Here is a 23,464-nt window from a genome sequence, read left to right on the forward strand (position 1 = left end):
AGCGATGCCATGATCGCACGCTCCCGTGCCACGGTCACGTCCGAGTGGCTGCCGGCCGCACCCCGTCACGACACCCGGCCACCCCGCCCCCCACCCCCGCCCTGCGCGCCCCTCAGGAGGACGCGGTTAGAGTCGATCACCATGGAATACCGTCACCTCGGCCGCAGCGGCCTGATCATCAGCGAAATCGCCTACGGAAACTGGCTCACCCACGGCTCCCAGGTTGAGGAGGACGCGGCCACCGCGTGCGTGCGCGCGGCCCTGGACGCGGGCATCACCACCTTCGACACCGCCGACGTCTACGCCGGCACCCGAGCCGAGTCGGTGCTCGGCCGGGCGCTGAAGGGCGAGCGCCGTGAGGGCCTGGAGATCCTCACCAAGGTCTTCTGGCCCACCGGCCCCGGTCGCAACGACCGGGGGCTTTCCCGCAAGCACATCATGGAGTCGATCGACGGCTCGCTGCGGCGGCTGCAGACGGACTACGTGGACGTCTACCAGGCACACCGGTACGACCGGTTCACCCCGCTGGAAGAGACGATGTCGGCCTTCGCCGACGTGGTGCACTCCGGCAAGGCCCACTACATCGGTGTCTCCGAGTGGACCGCGGACCAGATCCGCCGCGCCCACGCCCTCGCCACCGAACTGCACATCCCGCTGGTGTCGAACCAGCCGCAGTACAACGCGCTGTGGCGGATCATCGAAGGCGAGGTCGTGCCGACCTGCGAGGAGCTGGGGCTGGGCCAGGTCGTCTTCTCCCCGATCGCGCAGGGCGTGCTCACCGGCAAGTACAAGCCGGGCGAGCAGCCCCCGGCGGGCTCCCGCGCCACCGACGACAAGGGCGGCGCGGGCATGATCGGCCGGTGGTTGCGGGACGAGGTGCTGGAGCCGGTGCAGCAGCTCCAGCCGCTGGCCGCCGAGGCGGGCCTGTCGCTGGCCCAGCTGGCGGTCGCGTGGGTGCTGCAGAACCCGAACGTGTCGGCGGCGATCGTCGGTGCCTCCCGGCCCGAGCAGGTCGCGGAGAACGTCAAGGCCGCCGGCGTGAAGCTGGACGGGGCCCTGATGGCACGGATCGAGGAGATCCTGGCGCCGGTGGCGGTCACCGACCCGCACCGCGTGCACGAGAACGTGCCGGCGAAGCGGCCGTAAACGCTCGTCGCGGTGGCGGCCGCCGGCGACCGGCCTGCCGGTGCCGGCGGCCGCCACCGCGGTGGGGCCGGCGCGGACCCGCCGGGGCCACGCCCGGTCCGGAAGCCGAGCCGGCGCTCCGGGCTGCGGGTGGGCGTCGGCGGATCCGGGCCCGGGAACCCGGTCGGTACCGGGCCCCGAAGCGGTCGTCTCCGGTCAGGACGGCCTGCGGCCGACGTTTGGGACCCCGGTGACACGGTTACGCGGAAGTCCTGCCGGGCGCACGGCCCCCTGGGCCCCGCCCGGTGGTGCCGTGGCCTCTACCTGTCGCCGGAGGCGAATCGTGAGCCGATCCCGCATCGTGATCGTCGGTGCCGGCTTCGCCGGCTACCGCGCAGCCCGCACCCTGAGCAGGCTCTCACGGGGCCGGGCGGACATCACCCTGCTGAACCCCACCGACTACTTCCTGTACCTTCCGCTGCTGCCCCAGGTCGCCGCCGCGGTGCTCGAGCCGCGCAGGACCACCGTCTCGCTCGGCGGCACCCTGCCGCACGTACGGCACGTGCTGGGCGAGGCCGACGACATCGACCTGGAACGCCGTACCGTGCGCTACGCCGACCCCGAGGGCAGCCGCGGGCAGCTCACGTACGACCGCCTGGTGCTGGCCGTGGGCAGCGTGAACAAACTGCTCCCGGTGCCCGGTGTCGCCCAGCACGCGCACGGCTTCCGGGGCATCCCGGAGGCGCTGTACCTGCGCGATCACGTGACCCGGCAGATAGAGCTGGCCTCCGCCGCCGACCACCCCGACACCTGCCGCTCCCGCTGCACCTTCGTCGTGGTCGGCGCCGGGTACACCGGCACCGAGGTCGCCGCGCACGGCAAGATGTTCACCGACGCGCTGGTCCGCGACAACCCGCTGCGCGAGGGCATCCACCCGCGTTGGATGCTGCTCGACATCGCGCCGCGGGTGCTGCCGGAGATGGACGAGCGCCTGTCGCGCACCGCGGACCGGGTGCTGCGCAAGCGCGGTGTGGAGGTCCGCACCCGCGCCTCGGTGAAGGAGGCCACCTCCCGGGGCGTCCTGCTGGACAGCGGTGAGCACGTGGACACCAGGACGCTGATCTGGTGCGTCGGCGTCCGGCCCGACCCGCTGGTGGACGGCCTGGACCGGCCGCTGGACCGCGGTCGCCTGGTGGTCGACGAGTACCTGAACGTGCCGGGCCACCCCGAGGTGTTCGCGTGCGGCGACGCCGCCGCCGTGCCCGACCCCAACAACCCGGGCAGGGCCACCCCGATGACGGCCCAGCACGCCTGGCGGCAGGGGAAGACCGCGGCACGCAACGTCGCCGCCTCGCTCGGCCACGGCACCCGGGTCCCCTACCGGCACCGCGACATGGGGTTCACCGTCGACCTCGGCGGGGCGCGGGCCGCCGCCAACCCCTTCGGCGTCCCGCTGGCCGGCCCCCTCGCCGGGGCGCTCACCCGCGGCTACCACCTCGCCTCGATGCCGGGCAACCGCGTCCGGGTCGCCGCCGACTGGCTGCTCGACGCGATCCTGCCCCGCCAGGGCGTCCAGCTCGGCCTGGTCCGGTCCGGCTCCGTGCCGCTCGAATCGGCCTCGCCGGAGCTGGCCCGGGTGGTCGGCGGCCCCAGCGACTCCACGGAGGACCACTGACATGACGACCCTCGGCCTGACCCATGACATGACCGTGCAGGAGCTGGCCGACCTCGGGCAGCAGCTCCGGGTGGACAGCGTGCGCGCCGCGGACGCGGCGGGCTCCGGGCACCCGACGTCCTCGATGTCCGCGGCCGACCTGATGGCCGTCCTGCTTGCCCGTCATCTGCACTACGACTTCGACCGTCCCGAACACCCCGGCAACGACCGCTTCGTCCTCTCCAAGGGGCACGCCTCCCCGCTGCTGTACGCCGCGTACAAGGCGGCCGGCGCGATCAGCGACCCCGAACTGCTCACGTTCCGCAAGGCGGGCAGCCGCCTGGAGGGCCACCCGACGCCCCGGCTGCCGTGGGTGGAGGTCGCCACCGGATCGCTCGGGCAGGGCCTGCCCATCGGGGTGGGGGAGGCCCTGGCGGGCAAGCGCCTCGACCACGTCGACTACCGGGTGTGGGTGCTGTGCGGCGACAGCGAGCTGGCCGAGGGCTCCATCTGGGAGGCGGCGGAGACCGCCGGGTACGAGCACCTCGACCACCTCACCCTGATCGCCGACGTCAACCGGCTCGGCCAGCGCGGCCCCACCCGGCACGGCCACGACCTGGACGCCTACGCACGCAGGTTCGCGGCGTTCGGCTGGCACACCATCGAGATCGACGGCCATGACGTGGACGCCATCGACGTCGCCTGCACCGAGGCTGCCTCGACGGCCGGGCAGCCCACCGTCATCCTGGCCCGCACCCTCAAGGGCAAGGGCGTCGCGGCGGTGGAGGACCAGGAGGGCCACCACGGCAAGCCGCTGACGAACGCCGCCGAGGCCATCGAGGAGCTGGGCGGCCCGCGCGACCTGCGCGTCTCCGTCCAGCCGCCGCCCGCGGTGCGCGCCCTGCACGTGGTGCGCGACGGCCACCTGGAACTGCCCACGTACGACAAGGGCAGCGAGGTCGCCACCCGCAACGCCTACGGCGAGGCGCTGACCGCGCTCGGCACCGCACGCGGCGACGTGGTGGCGCTGGACGGCGAGGTGGGCGACTCCACCCGCACGCAGTTCTTCGCCAAGGAGCACCCCGACCGCTACTTCGAGCTCTACATCGCCGAGCAGCAGCTCGTGGCCGCCGCCGTGGGCATGGCGGCGCGCGGCTGGAAGCCGTACGCCGGGACGTTCGCCGCGTTCCTCACCCGCGCCCACGATTTCATCCGGATGGCCGCGGCCAGCGGCTCCGACATCAACCTGGTCGGCTCGCACGCCGGCGTGGCCATCGGCGAGGACGGGCCCTCGCAGATGGGCCTGGAGGACTTGGCGATGATCCGCGCGGTGCACGGCAGCACGGTGCTGTACCCGTGCGACGGCAACCAGGCGGCCCACCTGGTCGCCGAGCTGGCCGACCGGCCCGGCATCGGCTACCTGCGCACCTCGCGCGGTGAGACGCCGGTCATCTACGGGCCCGAGGAGACCTTCCCGGTGGGCGGCAGCAAGGTGCTGCGCTCCAGCGCCGAGGACCGGCTCACCATCGTCGCCGCCGGCGTGACCGTCCCCGAGGCGCTGTCCGCCGCCGACGCACTGGCCGGCGAGGGTATCGCCGCCCGGGTGATCGACCTGTACTCGGTCAAGCCCGTCGACCGGAACACCCTGCGCATCGCCGCGGACGAGACCGGCTGCCTGCTGACGGTGGAGGACCACCACGAGGAGGGCGGCATCGGCGACGCGGTACTGGACGCCTTCACGGACGGCCGCCCCCTGCCGCGGCTGGTCCGGCTCGCGGTCCGCACGATGCCCGGCTCGGCCACCCCCGCCGAGCAGCTGCGCGCCGCGGGCATCGACGCCGAGGCGATCGCCGCGGGCGCACGGCTGCTGGTCGAGCACGCCGTCGTGAGCTGATCCGGCCCGCGCCCGCCCCGAGGGTGCGCGCCCGGCGCATCCGAGAACCCGGAGAGGAGACGACCACGTGGCCAGCGAGGACGCGCGGACGGTGCGGGCCGGCGGGCGCGCAGTACCCGTGCACCGACCCGGCAAGGTCCTCTTCCCCGAGGAGGGGTGGACGAAGGCGGATCTCGCGGAGTACCACCGTGCCGTCGCGCCGTTCATGCTGCCCCACCTGCGCGGCCGTCCCCTGATGCTGGAGCGCTGCCCCGACGGGGTGAGCGGGCCACGGTTCATGCAGAAAGACACCCCGGACCACTACCCGGACTGGATCAGGCGGGTGACGGTGCCCAAGGAGGGCGGCACCGTCACGCACACCGTGTGCGACAGCGCCGCCACCCTGGTCTTCCTCGCCGACCAGGCCTGCCTCACCCTGCACCGCTGGCAGTCCCGGGAGCGCGACGTCGACCGCCCGGACCGGCTGGTGTTCGACCTCGACCCGCCGGACGACGACTTCGAGGCGGTGCGCGAGGCCGCCCGCCTCCTGCACGACTTCTTCGACGAGCTGCGGCTGCCGTCCGCGGCGATGACCACCGGCTCGCGGGGCCTGCACGTGCTCGTGCCGCTGGACGGCCGGGCCGACTTCGACGAGGTGCGCGACTTCGCCCGCGAGGCCGCGGACGCCCTGGCCCGCCGCCACCCCGAGCGCCTGACCACCGCGATGCGCAAGAAGGACCGCGGCGGCCGGCTCTACCTCGACATCCAGCGCAACGCCTACGCGCAGACCTCCGTCACACCCTGGACCGTGCGCGCCAAGCCCGGCGCACACGTGGCCGCGCCGGTCTCCTGGGAGCAGGTGGCCGACCCGGCCGTGGACGCCCGGCGGTGGACCATCGACAACGCCCTCGAACAGGCGCGCGCCAGGCCCTGGGCCGGCCTGCCGTCCAGCGGACGCGCCCTCGGCCCCGCCCGGCGCCGGCTGCGCGCCCGGCAGGGCTGAGGCGCGGAAGGAGCCCGGAGTGAACGGGGTGAGCAGGGGCCCGGCCGGGAGTGAGCCGCAGGCGCTGCGCTATGTGTACGCGGTGTGCCGTCCGTTCGCCGCGGCCCTCCAGGCCGAGCTCGCGGGCGTGGCCGGCGCGCCGCCCAGGACGCTGCGGCACGGCGACCTGGTGGCCGTGGTGGGGGCGGTCCCTGCCGCGGACTTCGCGGCCGGCGCGCTCTCCGCGCACCTCGCCGACCCGGACTGGCTCGCCGGGACCGTCCGCGCCCACCAGCGCGTCGTGGCCGCGCTCACCACCGTCACCAGCCCGCTGCCGGTGCGGCCGGTGACCGTCGTCCGTGACGACAGCGCCGTACGGGCCCTGCTGGAGGCCAGGGGCGGCTACTTCCGGCAGGCGCTCGACAGGCTGGACGGGGGCGTGGAGTGGGGCGTTCGGGTGTACGCGGAGCGCGCGGAGCGGGACGGCACCCGTGAGGAGGCGGACGAGCTGGGGCGGCGGCTGCACGAACGGCTCGCGGGCATGGCCCGCGAGTCGCGGCTGAGCCCGCCGGCCAGGCCGTGGTCGGTGCACGCGGGGCCGCCCGAGCTGGTCGGACCGGCCGGTGTGCTGGTCCTCGACGCCGCCTACCTCCTCGACCGGTCGGTCGCGGGCGAGTTCGTGGCCGAGGTGGACGCGGTGAAGGGCACGGTGCCCGGTCTCCGCGTCGAACTCACCGGTCCGTGGGCCGGCTACTCCTTCACGGAGCGCCCCTGACGGGGCGCGCGGTGCCGACGAGGGGTGCTTCCCGCTCCGTCGTGCGCGCAACGCCCTTGCGGCTGCGGCGGGCCGCCGGGCCCGGCCCCTTGCGGTCCCGTCTCCACCCAACGGCCGGTGGGACCCGGCCGCGCAGTTCCCCGCGCCCCTTCGTCCGGGCGCTTCGCGCCCCCGGCAGGGGCTCGGGGAACTGCGCGCTCGGCCACTGCCTGCCGGTGGTCGCGGCCACGACCGCAAGGGGCTGGGCCCGGCGGCCCGCCGCAGGGAGTGCCCCCAGGTCACAGCCCCGCCCCCGGTAGCGCTCCGCGCCCCGGAGGGGCGCTACTTACGGCACAGGATCTCGCCGTGCAGCATCGCGAACCAGCCGTCCGGGGCGGCGCCCCACTCGCGCCATGCCGCGGAGATCCGCCGGAGGTCCTCCTCGGTGGCGTGGCCGCCCCCCACCGCGCGGTCCGCGTACTCGGGGACCAGCGTGCGGTCCGCCCACAGCCCGCTCCACCAGGCGCGCTCCTCCGGAGTGCTGTAGCACCAGCTGCTCGCGGTGGAGACGATGTCCGTGAAGCCGGCCTGGAGCGCCCAGGAGCGGAGCCGGCGCCCGGCGTCCGGCTCGCCGCCGTTCGCGCGGGCCACCCGTCGGTAGACGTCCAGCCAGGTGTCCATGCCCTGGGACATCGGGTACCACGTCATGGACGCGTAGTCCCCGTCGCGCACGGCGACGTACCCTGTGGGCTTGCAGACCCGGCGCATCTCCCGCAGCGCCTGCACGGGGTCGCCGACGTGCTGGAGCACCTGGTGCGCGTGGACCACACAGAACGTGTCGTCCGGGAAGTCCAGAGCGTGCACGTCACCCGTCGTGAAGTCCACATTGGACAGCCCTCGCGCCCGGGCGGTCTCGCGCGCCCGCGCCAGCACGCCGGGCGCCCGGTCGAGACCGGTGACGTGCCCGTCGGGCACCAGCTCCGCCAGGTCGGCGGTGATGGTGCCGGGCCCGCAGCCGATGTCCAGGATCAGCATGTGGGGCTTGAGGGAGCCGAGCAGGTAGGCGGCGGAGTTGGCTGCGGTGCGCCAGGTGTGGGAGCGCAGCACCGACTCGTGGTGGCCGTGGGTGTAGACGGCGGTCTCCTCCGGCATGGCGGTTCTCCTTCCCTCAGCGGCTCGGGGCCCGGGTCGCTGGCTGTGTAGGAACGCCGGGCGCACGGCACCCCGGCGCCCCCGGGCGGCGCCGGGGCGAGCCGGGCGCCGGCGCCCCGCTGTTGCACAGCACGGTAAGGGGTCCACCCGAATATTGAGACCCGCGTCTTGCTATGTGGTCAGTCGGCCTGCTCGGCCGCCTGCCGGGGCGCGGGCCGCCCGGATGCCTCCCGCACCGCCAGCACACCCCGCACCGCGAAGGCCGCACCTGTCCCCAGAGCCGCGCCCACCAGCACGTCGCTCGGGTAGTGCACACCGGTGTAGACCCGGGACAGCGCCACCGCGGCGGCCACCGGGACCATGGCCGCGCCCCAGCGCCCCGACTCCAGCAGCACCCCGGTCGCGAAGGCCGCGGCGGACGCCGCGTGACCGGACGGGAAGGAGGTGGTCACGGGCTGCCGCTTCAGCCGCCGCACCAGCGGCACCGTGTCCAGCAGCGGGCGCGGCCGGCGCACCGAGCGCTTGCCCAGTGTGTTGATGGTGGTGGAGGCGAGCGCCAGCGAGGCCGCCCCCTGGACGGCGGCGCGGCGCGCCCGCGGCGCGCCGGTGGCGGCGAGCGCCGCCGCCACCCCGAACCAGAGCACTCCATGGTTGGCCGCCCGGCTCAGCCGCGGCAGCAGCCGGTCGCCCCCCGGCCAGTGGCGGCCGGCCACCGCCTCGAAGAGCCGCACGTCCACCGCGGTCAGCCCGCGGAGCAGCGCGGACCCGGCACCCGGCGCCGGAACTGCGGACCCGGCACCCACCGCCGGGAAATCTGCGTCACCGTACATCCCCACCCGGTACCCGATCCGGCGCCCGGCCATCCGTACGCCCGCGGAAACCGGCCGGACGCGTCAGGACGGACGCCCCACCGAGCCGGAGCGGTGCCGCGGCGTGCCGGAGCAGCGCCGTAATCCGTTTGGCCGGGCCGGGCGGGAGCGGCGAGAATACCCGCTCATGGGACACCTGGAGGCCGCGCACCTGGAGTACTGCCTGCCGGACGGGAGGGTGCTGCTCGGTGATGTCTCGTTCCGGGTCGGCGAGGGCTCCGCGGTGGCCCTCGTCGGACCGAACGGCGCCGGCAAGACCACCCTCCTGCGTCTGCTGTCCGGCGAGCTCAGACCGCACGGCGGCACGGTGACGGTCAGCGGCGGGCTCGGTGTGATGCCGCAGTTCGTCGGCTCCGTACGGGACGGGAGCACCGTCCGCGACCTGCTGGTGTCCGTCGCGTCCCCGCGCATCCGCACCGCGGTCGCCGCCGTCGACGCCGCCGAGCACGCCCTCATGACCGTCGACGACGAGGCCGCCCAGATGGGCTACGCCCAGGCGCTCGCCGACTGGTCCGAGGCGGACGGCTACGAGGCGGAGACCCTGTGGGACATCTGCACCACGGCCGCGCTGGGCATCTCCTACGACAAGGCCCGGTGGCGCGAGGTGCGCACCCTCAGCGGCGGCGAGCAGAAGCGACTCGTCCTGGAGGCCCTGCTGCGCGGCTCCGACGAGGTCCTGCTCCTCGACGAGCCGGACAACTACCTCGACGTGCCCGGCAAGCGCTGGCTGGAGGACCGGCTGGCCGAGACACGCAAGACCGTGCTCTTCGTCTCCCACGACCGGGAGCTGCTGGCCCGTGCCGCCCAGCGGATCGTCAGCGTCGAGCCGGGCCCGGCGGGCGCCGACGCCTGGGTGCACGGCGGCGGCTTCGCGACGTACCACGAGGCGCGCCGCGAGCGCTTCGCCCGCTTCGAGGAACTACGCCGCCGCTGGAACGAGAAGCACGCCCAGCTGAGGAAACTGGTGCTGACGCTCCGCCAGGCCGCGGAGAACAGCCCCGACATGGCCTCCCGGTACCGTGCCGCGCAGACGCGGCTGCGCAAGTTCGAGGAGGCGGGACCGCCGCCCGAGCCGCCACGTGAGCAGGACATCCACATGCGGCTCAAGGGCGGCCGCACCGGCGTACGCGCCGTCACCTGCGAGCGACTCGAACTCACCGGGCTGATGAAGCCGTTCGACCTGGAGGTCCACTACGGCGAACGGGTCGCCGTACTGGGCTCCAACGGGTCGGGCAAGTCCCACTTCCTGCGGCTGCTCGCGGGCGACGACGTGGCGCACACGGGCGCGTGGAAGCTGGGCGCACGCGTCGTACCCGGCCACTTCGCCCAGACCCACGCCCACCCCGAGCTCGCCGGCCGGACCCTGCTCGACATCCTCTGGAGGGAACACGCCAAGGACCGCGGGGCGGCCACCTCCCGGCTGCGCCGCTACGAGCTCACCGGGCAGGCGGAGCAGCCGTTCGACCGGCTCTCCGGCGGCCAGCAGGCCCGATTCCAGATCCTGCTGCTGGAACTGGCGGGAGCGACCGCCCTGTTGCTGGACGAGCCCACCGACAACCTGGACCTGGAGTCCGCGGAGGCGCTCCAGGAGGGCCTGGAGGCATTCGAGGGCACGGTCCTCGCGGTCACCCACGACCGCTGGTTCGCCCGCTCCTTCGACCGCTTCCTGGTCTTCGGCGGCGACGGCCGGGTCCGCGAGACCCACGAACCGGTCTGGGACGAACGCCGCGTGGAGCGCGCCCGCTAGAGCGCGCCCGTCGACCCGTCGACCCGTACCTGCAACCGTAGGCGGGTTCGCCCCCTTGCCCCGTGGGACCGCGGCCGTACGCCGTCGCCCCCCCCGGCCGGAGCGCGGTCCCGGGCCCCGGTCGGCCCTCCGCTCAGGCGGCAGGCTGTTCCTTCCACCGCAGCAGAGCGCCGAGGCCGCCGACCGGGATGTCGTCCTCACCGGCCGAGGCGACCGACAGGGCGGGGGCGCCCGTGACGGCGGCGGACCTGAGCAGCGCGTCGTCGGCACGCGCGGGCCATGGCTCCGGCTCGCCGAGCGGCTTGCTCTCGGTGCGGCGGACCGCTACCTGGTCCGGGTCCTCGCCCACCCAGACCCGGCGGTGCGCGTCGGGCCCGCCCGGTCGCAGCAGCAGCTCCGCGATACGGTGCTCCCTGGCCGCCTCCACCAGCGCGGGCACGCCCTCCACGGCGCCAGGGCGGCCCTCCTCGTCGGGGGTGCGGGCGGCGCGGAAGCGGTCCAGGTCCCGGGCGGCGCGCTCCCTGACGTGGTCGATGCGCAGCCGCTCCAGCTCCTCGTGCAGCAGCCGGCTGCCGGCGCCGTGCGCGGCCTCCACCGCGATCTCGCGTACCTGGAGGGGCAGTTTGTCGTGCACGGAACGCCGCTCCCGGTCGTCGCCGACGAGGACGACCAGGTCCGCGCGGACCTCCTCCTGCTGCGCCGCGAGCGCCCGCGCGGTCTCCTCGGCGTTGTGCTCCCAGGTGTCCTCCACGCGGAGCTGGAAGTGCCGCTCCGACCAGTCGGCGCTGCGGGTGCGGTGGATGGGCCACTGCCGGCCCGCCACCTCGCCGGCCTGCTCGCTGCCGCGTGCGCCGCGCAGCTCGAACTCGGCGCCGCGCCGGTCCACGTACGCCACCAGGCAGAGCGGGTCCTCGCCCGCCAGGTCCAGCAGCGGGGCGGTGTGCGGCAGCGCCGCCCAGGTCACGGAGGTGGTCCCGGGTGCCGCGGCGAGCGGCGGGTCGAGCACCACCTCCCCGCCGGACGCGAACAGGGCCCGGCCCAGCGGCTCCGTGGAGTGCCGCATCTCCTCGAGCGCGCCGCGCACCGCCCGGGCGGTGGGTTCGTCCGTGCCCTGCTCCGCCAGCTGCCGGTGGACGTCCTGCGCGATCAGCGAGCGCTCCTCCGCCGTGGACTCGGAGTGGTGCGAGGTGTCCACGTAGACCGAGGCCCAGGGCCCAGGACGTTCGTACAGTGGCTGGAGAAAGGCGAGATCCATGACTGCCTCCTGGCGCCGTCTTCGTATGTGGTCGTGTGCCGCCGCGCGGGTACCCGAGGAGAGCACCACGACACGGCGACGGCTCCGTGCCGATCACCACACGCCGTACGAACCGAGCGACCACCGCACGAAGGGGTGCCACATGACCGGAGTCGACCCGGGGCGCCTGGACGACCAGCAGCTCATGAAGGAGCTGGAGGCGATCCACCGCACCCGTCACGACACGCTGCTGCACGGCTCGAACGACGCGTTGCGCGTCCACAACGAACGCATGGCGCAGTTGGAGGGCGAGTACCTGCGCCGCCATCCGCGCCGCCCCATCGCCCACGGCCGCACGCGCGCCGGCGCACGGGAGCGGGAGGCCGGCGGCGCCCGGCCCGGGGCCGCCGGCATCTGGTGAACGGCGAGCGGGCGGGCGCGGCCGTGGGCGTGCCCTGTGCACACCCACGGCCGCACCCACCCGCAAGGGGTGAGCCGCCCGGACCCGTCCGATCAGCTCAGCCGCTCAGCCGGTCCGGACGGCACGGGGGGAGGGTTCCGGAGGGCCCGTAAGCCCGTGCGGACCGGTGGCTCACACCATCGTCCGGCCGAACTCCCTCAGGAACGCCTCGCAGAAGGCCGGCAGGTCGGCCGGTTTCCGGCTGGTGACCAGCACGTTGTTGCCCTGGTCGCAGATCTGCACCTCCTGGTCGACCCAGGTGCCGCCGGCGTTCTCGATGTCGGTGCGCAGGCTCGGCCACGACGTCAGCGTCCGGCCGCGAACGACGTCCGCCTCCACCAGCGTCCAGGCGGCGTGGCAGATCGAGGCCACCGGCCGCCCCTGGGTGAAGAAGTCACTCACGAACGAGACCGCACGCTGGTCCATGCGCAGGAAGTCCGGGTTGGCCACGCCACCCGGCAGCACCAGACCGCCGAAGGAGTCGGCGGACACCTCGGAGACGACCTCGTCCACGGGGAACGTGTCGCCCTTGTCGAGGTGCTGGAACGCCTGCACACGGCCGGCCTTCGTCGAGATCAGCACGGGCTCGTCGCCGGCGTCCCGCACGGCCTGCCACGGCTCGGTGAGCTCGACCTGCTCGGCGCCTTCGGGAGCCACCAGAAACGCGATACGCATCAGAGGTCCTCACCTTTCATCGACTTCTCTTCGAGTCCCCTCGACGGCCGTCGAGCCGACTGCCCTCGACAGCCGTCGAGTTCGAGTGCCTCGATGGGCCGTTCCTCGATCGGACTCTTCTGTAGCCCCCCACAGCCCCCAGCCCCCCGTGCGCCCGCTGCCCACCGCGCAGCGCCCGGTGGTCAGCGGTCGACGCGGGGACCCGCCCGGTCGGACCCGCCTCTGGGCCGGCCCACGTCCCGCCGCCCGCGGCCGCCCGCGCGACTGATCTCCGCCAGCGTCGATCCGGGGTCCTCGGCGATGGCGAGGTCGCCCATGCTGATCACGCCGACCACCCGGCCGTCATCGACGACCGGCAGCCGCCGGACCGCGTGCTCGCGCATCAGCCCGGCGGCGACCAGGACCGATTCGTCGGGGCCGACCACCACGGGGTTGGGCGTGCACACCGCCCGGGTGCTCACCGTGAGCGGATCCGCGCCCTCCGCGACCGCACGCAGTGTGATGTCACGGTCCGTGAGCACCCCCAGCACATGGTGCCCGGACGCCACCAGGACGTCCCCGATCCCCTGTGCGCGCATCAACTGCGCCGCCTCGACGAGCGAGGCGTCCGGTGGGATCACGACGGCTCCAGTCGTCATGACGTCCCTCACGAAATCAGCCATGCCAGCGGCCCTTCTGCGTCCTTCGGCTGCGGCGGTGCGGTACGTCCCGTAGCCCTGGCCGCAGTACCCGGAGAACGCAGACTCATGCCTTTCCTCGGCGCTCGATCAGAGCCTCGGCCACCTCATGGGCGTTGGCGTACCTGACCTGGCCGGGCAGTACCTTCAGCGCCTCCACGAGTTCGTCGGGTGCGTGCCGGTCGCGCAGCACGCCCCGGAGCCGGCCGGGCTTGGCGGGGAACACGGAACGTCCCAGGTTCCGCGCCAGCTCGTAGTGGAGCGCGGCCACCTCTCCGGGGGCGCGCTGCGGGGTCACGGGGCCGCCCGCGACCTCCGGGTCGTCCTCGGCGAGGGGCTCAGGGTCGTGCCACTCCTCGATCCGGGTCGGGTGCCCGGACATCAGCAGCCCGCGGAGCTCGGCCTTCATCTCGTCGTCGCGGTGGACGCTGAGCCGGTCGCTGCCTCGTTGCATCGTCTGCCTCCAGATCCGCGGAAACGGACGTCCGTCGCGTACCCGGTGCGGCGCCCCGCGACACGACCGGCCGCCCATGACTTGCGCTCCCGGCGCACCCCCCTCGGTTTATCCAGTGTCGTCCAGGACACCCGCTGATTACCCCCTTTTCTGCAGATACCGCGGAAGGACAGGATCATGGCGTTTTTCGCCGTGTTCGTGCCGGTGGTCATGCTGGGTGTGATGGTGGCGCTCGGCCGCTACGAGGAGCTGATGCTGCCCCATGTGCACGGCGACGCCCACGCCCACGACGGCCCCGGCCGTCAGGCACCCTCCCCGGTAGACGCCGAGAAGGGGCCTTCCCCGGTACCCGCCCGTCAGGCACCTTCCCCGGCGCGCGCCCGTAACGGACGCTCCCCGAGGCACGCCCGGGCGGCGCACTCCGCGGCACACGGCGCGCACCGGGCGCACCGGGGACCCGGCCGCGGGGCACCCTCCCGGGCCGGGGCCGGGACGCACGACGCAGGCCCGGACGCCTGAGCGTGCCCGGCCTCGCCTGAGCCCAGGGGGGAGGTTTCGGGGCCGTCGCCCCCGGGCACAGGGAGACAAGTGCTTCGGACAGGAGGCACGTCCGTGGGAGCGGCGATCCGCGCCCCGGGTGTGTCCCCTGGCGCCGGCAGACGCACTCCCACGAAGACCCTTCATCCGTCTTCCTTGAGGGAGTGGCTACGCGCTATGCGAACCGACACCCGAGCGAAGCACCACCCGCACGATGACGCCCCCGACACGTCCGACGCGTTTCGGCGGCTGACCAAGCTGCCCGACGGCCCTGAGCGCGACGTGCTGCGCGACGAGGTGGTGGAGGCCTGGCTGCCCATGGCCGACCGGCTCGCCGGCCGCTTCCGCGGCCGCGGCGAGTCCTACGAGGATCTCCGTCAGGTCGCTGCCCTCGGCCTTGTGAAAGCCGTCGACCGGTACGACCCCGCGCGCGGCTGCGCCTTCGAGAGCTACGCCGTGCCGACGATCACGGGCGAGATCAAGCGGCACTTCCGCGACCACATGTGGACCCTGCACGTGCCGCGTCGTGTGCAGGATCTGCGCAACCGTGTCCGGTTCGCCTGCCAGGACCTGACCCAGTCCGTGTCCGGACGGCTGCCGAGCGTGGCCGAGATCGCCGAGCGGGCCGGCATGAGCGAGGAGGACGCCAGGATCGGCCTGGAGGCCCTGGACAGCTTCACCGCGCTCTCGCTCGACGCGGAACTGCCGGGCAGCGAGGACGGCTACGCGCTGCGCGACGCCCTCGGCTCGCTCGACCCTGCGCTGGACGTCGTCGTCGACCGCGAGGCCGTCAAGCCGCGGCTGCGGGCGCTGCCGGAGCGCGAGCGCGCCATTCTCTACATGCGGTTCTTCGGCGACATGACCCAGAGCCGGATCGCCGAGCAGCTCGGCATCTCGCAGATGCACGTCTCGCGGCTGATCAGCAGGAGCTGCGGGCGGCTGCGTGAGGACATCCTGCACGACCGGGGCATGCCGCAGGCCGCGTGATCCCTGCCGTACGTCTCCCGCGCCTCTTGTGGGGCGGCGCCCTGCGCGGGGCGCGGGAGCCGTGCGGTGCCCGAGGGCCGTACGGTGTGCGACGGCCACGCGATCCGCGGGAGTCGCGATCCGCGGGAGTCACGCGGTGTGCGACGGCCGTGCGTTCGGCCCCCCTCGCGGCGGCCGGTGGTCGGTCACGGCCGCAAGAGAGGGGCGGTTCTCGCCGGTGGCAGGCTCGGGGGCGCCGGGGTTGCTCGCGCAGGTCCCCGCGGGCCGCGCCCGACGCCGGCGCGTGCCGTCAGGTGTGGCGGAGCACGGCGAGGGCGATGTGCCGTGCCATGACGTCGACCGCCTGGGCCTCGGCCATGGAGAAGGCCGGCCGCGGGCCGCTGCGGAACAGCGTGAGCACGCCCTGGACGGCACCGTCCCTGCCGTCCGTCAGCGGAACGCACACCAGCGAGCTCACGTTCGCCCGCACCAGCACCGGGTCGCCGGACGAGTCCCGGCCGAACTCCTCCGGGTCCTCCGGGCGCACCTTGACCGCCATGGAGCCGCCCCGTGCGGCCTCCACGACCAGCGGGCACCCGGCGGGGTCCTGCTTCGCCAGGGACTCGGCGAGGGTGCCGGCGTCCTCCGGCCCCAGCACCGTGACCCGGCGCAGCCGCGCGGCACCCGCGTCCACCACCACCCAGTCCGCGAACCGGCCGTGCAGCACCTGTGCCGCCCGCGTGAGCAGGTCGTCGGGGCCCTCGCCGGCCGGGGCGCCGAGCAGGGCGGTGGTCATGCCGTCCAGCAGGTCGGTGAGGACCGCGTGACGGGTCGCCTCCGCGAGGTCGGGCAGTTGCCCGGCCGTGTCGGCCGCGGCGGCCGCGATGCCGTCGCGCAGCCCCGCCGTGCCGCGCGCGTCCGCGGGCTGGAGCACCACCAGCACCACGATCCGCGGCTCGTTGCTGGGCCGCAGCGCCGTCAGGGTGGCCCGCACCCGGGCCTCCGGATCGTGCTGCTGGCGTACCACGAGGCTGCGGTCGCCCTCACCGCGCGCCACCGCGGCCACCTGGGAGCGGAACGCGGCACGGTCCGCGTGCGCCAGGAAACCGGTCAGCGACCGGCCCGTCGCATAGCCCGCGCGGACACCGGTGAGCACGGTCGCCGCGAAGTTCATCCTGCGGACCACCGCCTCGCGGTCCACCAGCGCGACGGCCAGCGGGAACCGCTGGAACATCGCCCGCAGCAACTGCTGCTCCCCCCGGTCCCCGGCGGGCGCGGAGGGCGCCGGCGTGCCGCCGGTGACCAGGCGCTCGTACAGTGGCCACAAATGCCCGGCCGCATGGTCGAGCTCGAAGAGCGCCGCGTCGAGCACGGCACGGAGATCCCCTTCGGGAACGCTGCGAGCGGTCTTCAGCTCGGCGATACGGTGTACGAAGTCGGCGAGCTCCTCGCCGAACTCCTCGGTTTGTGCCATGGCTCGAACTTAGCTGGTGAATCGGTTTTCCGTGGATGACGGGGGGAAGGCGATCAAGAGAGGAGGCGACGTCATGCCGGACGCGGACAGCCTGGGGCCCGAGACCCCGGACTCCGCACTTCCGGGCCGCAGGCTCTCGGATCTCGCGGAGAAGGCGGTGGACTGCACCGCTGACTGCTGCGGTGCCAGCGCGACCGTCATCAGCGGCACGGGCGGCGAGCGCCCGTCCGCGGTCACCCATCCGGACCTGTCCGCCCTGGTCGCGGTGCAGCTCCGGTCGGGCAAGGGACCGATACCCACGGCCACCGAGCAGGGCAGGCCGGTGGACGCCGTCGATCTGCTCCGCGAGGAGCGCTGGCCGCTGTACCGGGCGGTCGCCCTGGACTCGGGAGTGCGCTCCAGCCTGACGCTGCCGTTCCGCCGCAATGGCCTCACCATCACCCTCAGCCTTTACAGCTTCCATGCCGGTGCGCTCTCGGCCGCCGACCGCGGCACCGCCCAGGCGCTCGGCGAACTCGCCGCCGGCGGCCTGGCCCGCGACCAGGCCTACCAATCGGCACTCGCCGAACTCGACCACATGGGTGCCGCGCTGCGCTCCCGACCGCTGGTCGATCAGGCGTGCGGCATCATCATGTACGTCCTGTCCTGCGACGCGGAGGCCGCCTTCGACGTCCTGCGCCGCATCTCCCAGGGTACGAACCGCAAGCTCACCGAGGTCGCCCAGCGGCTGGTGGACACCCGCGGGCACGGCCTGGAGAGGGAGCTGGCGTCCTTGGCACCCGATTCCGGCTCTGCTCCCGCTCCCGCTTCGGCTCCACCTCCTGCTCCTGCTCCGGAGGATCGCTGACGTCGGGGCCGCCCCGGTGAGAGCCGTCGGGGGGTGCGCCCGGCGGGTCCTGGACTTGCGTGGGCCGGCCCACCGCAGGCACCCGCCCACAGCGCCCGGCACCGTGGGTGGTTTCCGCCGGTGGCGGGTTGCACGGTGGCTCGTGAGGGGGCCGCACGGTGGCTGGTGGCGGGCCGCACGGCGCTGGTCGCGAGTCGCCTGGTGTCCGGTGGGCGGCCGGTGTGACAGTGCGGGGGTGTGCCGGGGCGCATGGTGTCCGGTGGGCGGGGTAGCCGGGCGGGGCCGCCGCGCCGGGGCACGGTGCCGGGTGCCGCGCTGCGGCGACTGTGGCGGGGCCGCGCGGCAGTGGCCGGCGGCGGTGTGTGGAGGTGTGTATGCGGACGGCGATCTCCGAGGGCCGTGGCACCGTGCGGCGGGGTCCGGGCCTTCCCGACCAGGCGCTCCCGGTGCTGCCCGAGCTGACCGCGGCCGTGGCCACCGCGGCGGCCCGGACGGTGGCGGAGCCGCCCGGCGGCGGCCAGGAACTGCTGGAGGCGGCAGCGGGCTACTGGACGCGCCGTGGCCTGTCCGCCACGCCCGGGGAGGTCGCCGCGGCCCCCGGTGCACCGCTCCTGCTGCTCGGGGTGACCGCGGCGCTGGGCGGCGACGTGCTGCTGCCGCGGCCGTGCTCCGCGTGGTGGGCGCCGCAGGCCCGGATGCTGGGCCGGGCCGTGTTCCCGGTGGCGACGCCCGCGGAGTGCGGCGGCGTTCCTGACCCGTACGCGCTGCTGGAGTCGGTGCGGCGGGTGCGTGCCGAGGGCGGCCGCCCCCGGGTGCTCGTGCTGTCCGTCGCCGACGACCCCACGGCCACCGTCCCCCCGCCCGAGGTGCTGCACGAGACCGTGGAGGCCGCGCTGGGGGAGGGCCTGCACATCGTGAGCGACGAGACCCTGCGTGACACCCTCCACCAGCCACCCCACCCCGACCGCACGGCGCCCCCGCCGCCGCAGCACGCGGAACGGGTGCCGTTGCACGCGGGCGGGGCGGGGGACGAGCGCGGGGCCGGTGCCACGCGTGGCGCGCCTGTCGGTGAGCCCCTGGACGGCGGGCCTGAGGACGCCTCCGTGGTGGTGAGCCCCGGGGAGATGGTCCCGGAGGGCGTCACCGTGATCGCCGACCTCGCCGGCGCGTTCCTGCCCGCCGGCTGGCCCGCCGCGGTGGCGCGCTTCGCGGACACGGAGACCGGACGTGCGCTGCGGGCCCGGGTCCTCGACGTGCTGACGGCGGTGGGCGGCCGGATCGGCGCGCCGGTGGCGGCGGCGGCCACGCTCGCGCTGACCGAGCCGGAGGAGGTGCGGGCCCGGCTGGCCGACGCGGCCCGGGTGCACGCGCGCGTGGCCGGCGCCGTGCACCGTATGGCCGGGTCCGTCGGCGTGCTGGCGCGTCCGCCGCAGGCGGGGCGCCACCTGTACGCGGACCTCGCACCGCTGCGCCCCGCGCTCGCGGCGCACGGCGTGCGGGACGCCCAGGAACTGGAGGACTTCCTCACCGCGCGGCTGGGCGCGCCGGCACCGGGCGGACACCGCTTCGGCGACGACCTCGCGGCCCTGCGCGTGCGGCTGTCCACGGGACCGCTGCTCGGCGCGACCCCGGAACACCGCGCGGCGACACTGACGGCGCGCGATCCCCTGGCCCTGCCCCACGTGGCGGTGGCCCTCGCCGCATTCGCCACAGCCTTCGGCGACCTCCGCAACGACACCCCACCCGAGCCATAGCCCCACCCCGCCGGCAGGGGCGCCGGGGCAAGGGGGTCAGGTCGCCACCGTCCCGAGGGGGCAGCTGGGGCGGTCGCGGGGCCACCGGTGGGTGGTGTCCGTGCCGGGGTGTAGCCGCGGGATGGCGCGCGTGAGGGCGCTGAGGGGGGCGCGGGGAACTGCGCGACCAGCTACGGCGAAAGGGGGTCAGGTCGCCACCGTCCCGAGGGGGCAGCCCGGACCGTCGCCGGGCCACCGGCAGGTGGCACCTGGTCAAGCGGCGCGCAGCCACACAGCGGCGCGCAGCCACACAGCGGCGCGCAGCCACACAGCGGCGCGCAGCCGCACAGCGGTGCGCAGCCGCACAGCAGCGCGCGCCAGCGCCCGAAAAGGGGCGCGGGGACTAAGCCCGCTCACCCCTCACACGCCGCACACGCCGCCACACCGCCGGCCCCGAACTGACCACCACCGTGAGGGCGACAGCCAGCACCACCCCCTCCCACGGCTCCGCGAACAGGGAGCCGCCGAGGATGCCGATGAGCTGGTACGTCACCGTCCACGCCACGCACGCCGTGACGTCACCACGGGCGAAGCGACGCAGCGGCATCCGCGCCAGCAGGCAGGCCAGCATCACGGGGATCCGGCCCGCCGGCACCAGCCGGGACAGCACCAGCACCGGCACCTCGTGCTCGGCCAGCCGGTCCTGCGCCTGCGCGAGCCGGTCCTCGGGGGCACGGGCACGGATCGCAGCCAGCCACCGGGAGCCGTTCCGCGACCCCATACCCCGCCGGCCCAGCCAGTACAGCGCGACATCGCCGAGGAACGCCGCGAGCGACGCCACCGCGAACACCGCCACCAGCGCGAACGGCGCCGTCTGGTGCAGCGCCACCACCCCCGCCGAGCTCACCAGCGCACCCGTGGGCACCACGGGCACCAGCGCGCCGATCAGCACCAGCAGGAACAGCGACGGATAACCGACCGCCTGCTGGGTGGACTCCGGCGGTACCGTCGCCACCGCGGACAGCATCAGCGGGCCACCTCCAGGCGGACGCTCTCCCCGTGCGCCGGACGGTGCACGGTCACCTCCGGCGCGCGCAGGGCGGCAAGCCGCTCGAACTCGGCGCCGGGGGAGTGGAACTCATGCGGCCGCACCGCATCCATCCCGATCGGCCAGTACGTGCCGTAGTGCACCGGTAGTGCGCTGCGCGGCGCAAGACGCGCGAGCGCCTCGGCCGCGCGCCCCGCATCCAGGTGCCCGGGACCGAGGTACGGCCCCCAGCCGCCGACCGGCAGCAGCGCCACGTCCACGTCCCCGACCGCCTCGGCCATGGTGTCGAAGAGCCCGGTGTCCCCGGCGAAGTACGTGCGCCCCGCGCCGCGGACGACATAGCCGAGCGCGGGCGAGCGCCGCGGGCCCAGCGGCAGCCGCCGCCCGTCGTGCAGGGCCGGCACGGCGCGTACCCGCAGCGGGCCGACGGCCAGCTCGTCGCCCGGCGCGACCTCCGTGAGCCGCAGCCGGGTCAGCCGGCGCAGCGCGGGCAGCGCACGGGGCGCGCCCCGGGGCACCAGGACCCTGGTGCCGGGCGCCAGCCGGGCGAGCGAGGGCACGTGCAGGTGGTCGGCGTGCAGATGGGACACCAGCACCAGGTCGGCGACGGCCGCCTCGGGAGGCGGCGGCGCTCCGCGGCGGCGCCGCAGGTGCCCGAGGCGGCGCGCGAACAGCGGGTCGGTCAGCACCCGCACGCCGGAGTCCTCCAGCGTGCAGGTCGCATGCCCCCACCAGGTGATCTCCACCGGCACCCCGCCGCCTCCCACTCCACCCGCGGACGCCCCGCGTCCACCTGCCCCGGCCGGCGTGCTCCGGCCGTGCGACTCCCCCTGAGCCTACGGGCTTCGGTAGGGTCGCCCCGAAGCCCGGGTGAGGGGCGGCTCGGGCGTGTGGGGAGGGGCACCGTGCCAGACGACGACAGCGCACCGGGCAGGCCGGAAGGATGCGGTGCGCCCGGGGGACCCGGCGAGTCCGGGGGGCCCGGCGACGAGCCGGCCGGGCCGCGGGCGTTACGCGTCACGGCCATCGCCAGCCTGACGCCGCTCGAGGAGCTGGACGCGGACCCGTTCCTCGTCGACTCGCGCAGCCAGCACGCGATGTGCGCGCGCTGGGCCGCCGAGCAGGGGTACGTGGTCACCCGCGAGCTGCTCGTGCACGGCCTGCGCGCCGACCACAGCGCACTGTGGACGGACGTCGACGCCGGGCTCGTCGACCTTTTCGTCGCGCCGAGCCGCCGCGTCCTGGAGCGAGCGCTGCGCTCCGTGGACGCCTTCACAGAGGAGTGCGCCCGCCGCGGCATCCGCGTCGAGACGGCGGGCCTCGCCGAACCCCGTTACAGCCCGCAGATGAAGGCCCGCGTACACCGCAGACTCTCCATGCCCACGGCGGGCTACGACGGCCGCTGAAGCCGCCCGCGGCGACGGTGACCCGGCCGCCGTGCGACCGCGCCGCGTCAGGACGGGGCTGCGCCCCGACCAGGGGCGCGGGGAACTGCGCGAGCCGCCACGACGAGACCGCCGGGTCGTCACCGGGCGAAAGGGGCGCTCTGAGTCGCACCCGGACCACCGGCCGTCGAGCCGTCCGAACCGTCCGAACAAGCGGTCGACCCGGGACAGCACGCGCACAGCGGCGGGAACGGCGCGCACACAGCGGCTGGGACGGCACGCGCACAGCACGCGCACAGCGGCTGGGACGGCGCGCACACAGCGGCCGGACGGCACGCGCACAGCGGACCGCGCGCGACCGCACGTGGGTACCGCTACCGTGCCGGGCATGACGACGGCAGACGTTCTGGACGAGGTGCCCGAACTCAGGCGGGCCGTCGAGGCGGTGTGCGCGGCGGCGCCGTCCGACGCCCGCCGGCGCCAGATCCGGGCGCACGCCCGCGAACTGGTACGCGCTCTGCAACACCCCGACCATCCGCTGACCGTGGCCGACGCCCTGGCCGACGTCCTCGCCCCGCCCTCCCTGCGGGCGTACGAACGGCTCGCGCTCGCGGGCGACCTGCGCGACCGGGGCGCCAAGCGCCCCACCAGCGAGGCGACGGCGATGGTGCGCTCAGGAGTCATGGTGCTCCTGCAACGCCGGCTCGGCCTGCCGGTGCACCATCTGCGGCGGCTGGCGGAACTGCCCCGCAAGGAGCCGGTCGACGCGGCCCGCGGCGAACGGCTCCGCGCCGGCCTCCAGACCCTCGCCGACCACATCGGCCGGCGCACCAAGTGGACCGCTGAGGGCGGGATCCTGACCCGCGGCTACCCGCGGTGGGTCAGGATGCTCGCGCTGGCCGGCGTGGTGCTGGACACCGGCGCCCGGGTCGGCGAGCTGTGCGCGATCCGCCTCGACGACCTCTCGCCCGCTCTGGACGAGGTCCGCCTCGTGCGCCGCCCGCAGAACGGCACGCCCGGCGTCCCGCCCGTCGTGGAGGTCCACCCGCTGCGCCGGACCACACGGACGGCACTGCACCGCTGGCTCCTCGTGCGCCGCCTGCTGATGACCGACGTGACGGGCGGCGCGGACCGGCTCTGGGTCTCCGTGCGGGGCAACCACGGCGGCCCTGCCGACGACGGAGCCGGGCCGCGGTACCGCCCCCCGGGCACCCCGCTCCAACCCCGCGGCGCCGCCCGGGCGTACACCGCGGCCGTGACCCGCGTGAACGCCGAACTCGCGGGCGAGCCCGGCTGGACCCCGCTGCCGGAACGCATGGAACAACTCCGCCGTGGCGTGACGTACCCAGGATCCCGCACCGCCCCGGCCGGGGACCCGGAACGCGCCGCGGTCCTGGCACACCGCCTGGAGAAGGCGGGCCGCCGGCTCGCCGCACCGCCCGCTCCCCGCGCCGCCGAGCCCGGTGCGCCGGTCGACGGCGCCACCGTCTCCGGCGTCCCCACCACCGCGTCCGCCGCTCGCTCCGCGGAACCCGTCGACCGGGCCGCGCGCGCCGAGGCCCGCCGCGTACTGCGCGAGGCCTGGCGGCTCGGCGCCACCCACCGCGCACAGCTCGCCGTGCTCGGCTCCGGAGGCCTGCCCGCCCTGGACGTCCCGCGCGCGGGCTTCGAACCCGAACTCCTCCGCGCCCTGGACCGGGCGGCACACTTCACCCCGCTCACGCCGCTCTGACGGCGCGTCCGGTGCGGCGGGGTCTTGCCGGGTGCGGCGGGGCAGGGCGGTCGGGTGTCCGCGTGCCGTCACGGTCGTGGCCGGGG

General features: G+C 75.0%; 21 protein-coding genes and 1 pseudogene. 13 read left to right on the top strand and 9 right to left on the bottom strand.

Features of this window, described 5'->3' with window-relative positions; all coding sequences use genetic code 11:
- Positions 1–141 precede the first annotated feature (141 nt).
- The 5 genes from ACSMXW_RS30825 (at position 142) to ACSMXW_RS30845 (ending at position 6,409) form a co-directional block, all read left to right on the top strand.
- Positions 142–1,146 (top strand): aldo/keto reductase family protein, encoded by a 1,005-nt coding sequence (locus ACSMXW_RS30825; protein WP_485801132.1) that lies wholly within the window; start codon positions 142–144, stop codon positions 1,144–1,146.
- Positions 1,147–1,468: 322 nt separating this feature from the next.
- Positions 1,469–2,800 (top strand): NAD(P)/FAD-dependent oxidoreductase, encoded by a 1,332-nt coding sequence (locus ACSMXW_RS30830; RefSeq protein ID WP_485801133.1) that lies wholly within the window; start codon positions 1,469–1,471, stop codon positions 2,798–2,800.
- A 28-nt stretch (positions 2,801–2,828) separates the two neighbouring features.
- Positions 2,829–4,673 carry a transketolase gene (locus ACSMXW_RS30835; protein ID WP_485808434.1) on the top strand — a complete coding sequence of 615 codons (1,845 nt, stop codon included), beginning with the start codon at positions 2,829–2,831 and terminating at the stop codon, positions 4,671–4,673.
- A 67-nt stretch (positions 4,674–4,740) separates the two neighbouring features.
- Positions 4,741–5,655 carry a non-homologous end-joining DNA ligase gene (ligD, locus tag ACSMXW_RS30840; protein ID WP_485801135.1) on the top strand — a complete coding sequence of 305 codons (915 nt, stop codon included), beginning with the start codon at positions 4,741–4,743 and terminating at the stop codon, positions 5,653–5,655.
- A 19-nt stretch (positions 5,656–5,674) separates the two neighbouring features.
- The gene (locus ACSMXW_RS30845) at positions 5,675–6,409 is read left to right on the top strand and encodes a GvpL/GvpF family gas vesicle protein (RefSeq protein WP_485801137.1); all 735 of its coding nucleotides are present in this window, start codon (positions 5,675–5,677) and stop codon (positions 6,407–6,409) included.
- Positions 6,410–6,730: 321 nt separating this feature from the next.
- Here ACSMXW_RS30845 and ACSMXW_RS30850 read toward each other — a convergent pair whose 3' ends face one another.
- Both ACSMXW_RS30850 and ACSMXW_RS30855 read right to left on the bottom strand, forming a co-directional pair.
- Positions 6,731–7,540, bottom strand: a complete 810-nt coding sequence (locus tag ACSMXW_RS30850; RefSeq protein ID WP_485801139.1) for a methyltransferase domain-containing protein — start codon at positions 7,538–7,540, stop codon at positions 6,731–6,733.
- Positions 7,541–7,737: 197 nt separating this feature from the next.
- A pseudogene (locus tag ACSMXW_RS30855) lies at positions 7,738–8,370 on the bottom strand (phosphatase PAP2 family protein); the annotation flags it as partial.
- A gap of 166 nt (positions 8,371–8,536) precedes the next feature.
- On the opposite strand from ACSMXW_RS30855, the gene ACSMXW_RS30860 reads away from it, so the two are divergent.
- A complete protein-coding gene (locus tag ACSMXW_RS30860; protein ID WP_485801141.1) occupies positions 8,537–10,156 on the top strand; it encodes an ABC-F family ATP-binding cassette domain-containing protein in 1,620 nt (539 codons plus the stop codon).
- A 133-nt stretch (positions 10,157–10,289) separates the two neighbouring features.
- Here the strand turns inward: ACSMXW_RS30860 and ACSMXW_RS30865 are convergent, their stop codons facing one another.
- Complete coding sequence (locus ACSMXW_RS30865; RefSeq protein WP_485801142.1) at positions 10,290–11,411, bottom strand: baeRF2 domain-containing protein; 1,122 nt, start codon at positions 11,409–11,411, stop codon at positions 10,290–10,292.
- Positions 11,412–11,553: 142 nt separating this feature from the next.
- Between ACSMXW_RS30865 and ACSMXW_RS30870 the strand changes: the two genes are divergently transcribed.
- Complete coding sequence (locus ACSMXW_RS30870) at positions 11,554–11,811, top strand: DUF6158 family protein (RefSeq protein ID WP_485801144.1); 258 nt, start codon at positions 11,554–11,556, stop codon at positions 11,809–11,811.
- Between the two features lie 171 nt (positions 11,812–11,982).
- Here ACSMXW_RS30870 and ACSMXW_RS30875 read toward each other — a convergent pair whose 3' ends face one another.
- The 3 genes from ACSMXW_RS30875 to ACSMXW_RS30885 form a co-directional block, all read right to left on the bottom strand.
- Positions 11,983–12,525: a type 1 glutamine amidotransferase domain-containing protein gene (locus ACSMXW_RS30875; RefSeq protein ID WP_485801145.1), complete on the bottom strand. Its 543-nt coding sequence runs from the start codon at positions 12,523–12,525 to the stop codon at positions 11,983–11,985.
- 182 nt (positions 12,526–12,707) lie between these two features.
- The gene (locus ACSMXW_RS30880) at positions 12,708–13,187 is read right to left on the bottom strand and encodes a CBS domain-containing protein (protein ID WP_485801147.1); all 480 of its coding nucleotides are present in this window, start codon (positions 13,185–13,187) and stop codon (positions 12,708–12,710) included.
- Positions 13,188–13,269: 82 nt separating this feature from the next.
- Positions 13,270–13,656 (bottom strand): DUF2795 domain-containing protein, encoded by a 387-nt coding sequence (locus tag ACSMXW_RS30885; RefSeq protein ID WP_485801149.1) that lies wholly within the window; start codon positions 13,654–13,656, stop codon positions 13,270–13,272.
- Positions 13,657–13,833: 177 nt separating this feature from the next.
- Between ACSMXW_RS30885 and ACSMXW_RS30890 the strand changes: the two genes are divergently transcribed.
- Positions 13,834–14,175 carry a hypothetical protein gene (locus ACSMXW_RS30890; protein WP_485801151.1) on the top strand — a complete coding sequence of 114 codons (342 nt, stop codon included), beginning with the start codon at positions 13,834–13,836 and terminating at the stop codon, positions 14,173–14,175.
- A gap of 195 nt (positions 14,176–14,370) precedes the next feature.
- Positions 14,371–15,180, top strand: a complete 810-nt coding sequence (locus ACSMXW_RS30895) for an RNA polymerase sigma factor SigF (protein ID WP_485801153.1) — start codon at positions 14,371–14,373, stop codon at positions 15,178–15,180.
- Positions 15,181–15,469: 289 nt separating this feature from the next.
- On the opposite strand, the gene ACSMXW_RS30900 is transcribed toward ACSMXW_RS30895, so the two are convergent.
- Positions 15,470–16,633, bottom strand: a complete 1,164-nt coding sequence (locus tag ACSMXW_RS30900) for a GAF domain-containing protein (protein ID WP_485801155.1) — start codon at positions 16,631–16,633, stop codon at positions 15,470–15,472.
- Between the two features lie 73 nt (positions 16,634–16,706).
- Here ACSMXW_RS30900 and ACSMXW_RS30905 point away from each other — a divergent pair, with 73 nt between their 5' ends.
- Both ACSMXW_RS30905 and ACSMXW_RS30910 read left to right on the top strand, forming a co-directional pair.
- Positions 16,707–17,480: an ANTAR domain-containing response regulator gene (locus ACSMXW_RS30905; protein WP_485801157.1), complete on the top strand. Its 774-nt coding sequence runs from the start codon at positions 16,707–16,709 to the stop codon at positions 17,478–17,480.
- 374 nt (positions 17,481–17,854) lie between these two features.
- Positions 17,855–19,234 (top strand): aminotransferase class I/II-fold pyridoxal phosphate-dependent enzyme, encoded by a 1,380-nt coding sequence (locus tag ACSMXW_RS30910; RefSeq protein WP_485801159.1) that lies wholly within the window; start codon positions 17,855–17,857, stop codon positions 19,232–19,234.
- Positions 19,235–19,616: 382 nt separating this feature from the next.
- On the opposite strand, the gene ACSMXW_RS30915 is transcribed toward ACSMXW_RS30910, so the two are convergent.
- Together ACSMXW_RS30915 and ACSMXW_RS30920 are read right to left on the bottom strand one after the other, a co-directional pair.
- Entirely contained in the window at positions 19,617–20,240 is a 624-nt protein-coding gene (locus tag ACSMXW_RS30915) for a DedA family protein (protein ID WP_485801161.1), read from the bottom strand.
- Complete coding sequence (locus tag ACSMXW_RS30920) at positions 20,240–21,013, bottom strand: MBL fold metallo-hydrolase (RefSeq protein WP_485801162.1); 774 nt, start codon at positions 21,011–21,013, stop codon at positions 20,240–20,242. Before ACSMXW_RS30920 ends, ACSMXW_RS30915 begins: the two co-directional genes overlap by 1 nt.
- A 273-nt stretch (positions 21,014–21,286) precedes the next feature.
- Here ACSMXW_RS30920 and ACSMXW_RS30925 point away from each other — a divergent pair, with 273 nt between their 5' ends.
- On the top strand, positions 21,287–21,667 hold the full coding sequence (locus ACSMXW_RS30925) for a hypothetical protein (protein ID WP_485808436.1): 381 nt from the start codon (positions 21,287–21,289) through the stop codon (positions 21,665–21,667).
- A gap of 367 nt (positions 21,668–22,034) precedes the next feature.
- The gene (locus tag ACSMXW_RS30930) at positions 22,035–23,378 is read left to right on the top strand and encodes a site-specific integrase (protein ID WP_485801164.1); all 1,344 of its coding nucleotides are present in this window, start codon (positions 22,035–22,037) and stop codon (positions 23,376–23,378) included.
- Positions 23,379–23,464 lie beyond the last annotated feature (86 nt).

Source organism: Streptomyces sp. DSM 116793, assembly GCF_057320905.1.

Coding starts and splice junctions, on each gene's coding strand:
- ACSMXW_RS30930 (WP_485801164.1), top strand. CDS start 22,035: ATGACGACGGCAGACGTTCTGGACGAGGTGCCCGAACTCAGGCGGGCC.
- ACSMXW_RS30850 (WP_485801139.1), bottom strand. CDS start 7,540: ATGCCGGAGGAGACCGCCGTCTACACCCACGGCCACCACGAGTCGGTG.
- ACSMXW_RS30890 (WP_485801151.1), top strand. CDS start 13,834: ATGGCGTTTTTCGCCGTGTTCGTGCCGGTGGTCATGCTGGGTGTGATG.
- ACSMXW_RS30865 (WP_485801142.1), bottom strand. CDS start 11,411: ATGGATCTCGCCTTTCTCCAGCCACTGTACGAACGTCCTGGGCCCTGG.
- ACSMXW_RS30835 (WP_485808434.1), top strand. CDS start 2,829: ATGACCGTGCAGGAGCTGGCCGACCTCGGGCAGCAGCTCCGGGTGGAC.
- ACSMXW_RS30825 (WP_485801132.1), top strand. CDS start 142: ATGGAATACCGTCACCTCGGCCGCAGCGGCCTGATCATCAGCGAAATC.
- ACSMXW_RS30905 (WP_485801157.1), top strand. CDS start 16,707: ATGCCGGACGCGGACAGCCTGGGGCCCGAGACCCCGGACTCCGCACTT.
- ACSMXW_RS30880 (WP_485801147.1), bottom strand. CDS start 13,187: ATGGCTGATTTCGTGAGGGACGTCATGACGACTGGAGCCGTCGTGATC.
- ACSMXW_RS30885 (WP_485801149.1), bottom strand. CDS start 13,656: ATGCAACGAGGCAGCGACCGGCTCAGCGTCCACCGCGACGACGAGATG.
- ACSMXW_RS30870 (WP_485801144.1), top strand. CDS start 11,554: ATGACCGGAGTCGACCCGGGGCGCCTGGACGACCAGCAGCTCATGAAG.
- ACSMXW_RS30895 (WP_485801153.1), top strand. CDS start 14,371: ATGCGAACCGACACCCGAGCGAAGCACCACCCGCACGATGACGCCCCC.
- ACSMXW_RS30875 (WP_485801145.1), bottom strand. CDS start 12,525: ATGCGTATCGCGTTTCTGGTGGCTCCCGAAGGCGCCGAGCAGGTCGAG.
- ACSMXW_RS30910 (WP_485801159.1), top strand. CDS start 17,855: ATGCGGACGGCGATCTCCGAGGGCCGTGGCACCGTGCGGCGGGGTCCG.
- ACSMXW_RS30900 (WP_485801155.1), bottom strand. CDS start 16,633: ATGGCACAAACCGAGGAGTTCGGCGAGGAGCTCGCCGACTTCGTACAC.
- ACSMXW_RS30860 (WP_485801141.1), top strand. CDS start 8,537: ATGGGACACCTGGAGGCCGCGCACCTGGAGTACTGCCTGCCGGACGGG.
- ACSMXW_RS30915 (WP_485801161.1), bottom strand. CDS start 20,240: ATGCTGTCCGCGGTGGCGACGGTACCGCCGGAGTCCACCCAGCAGGCG.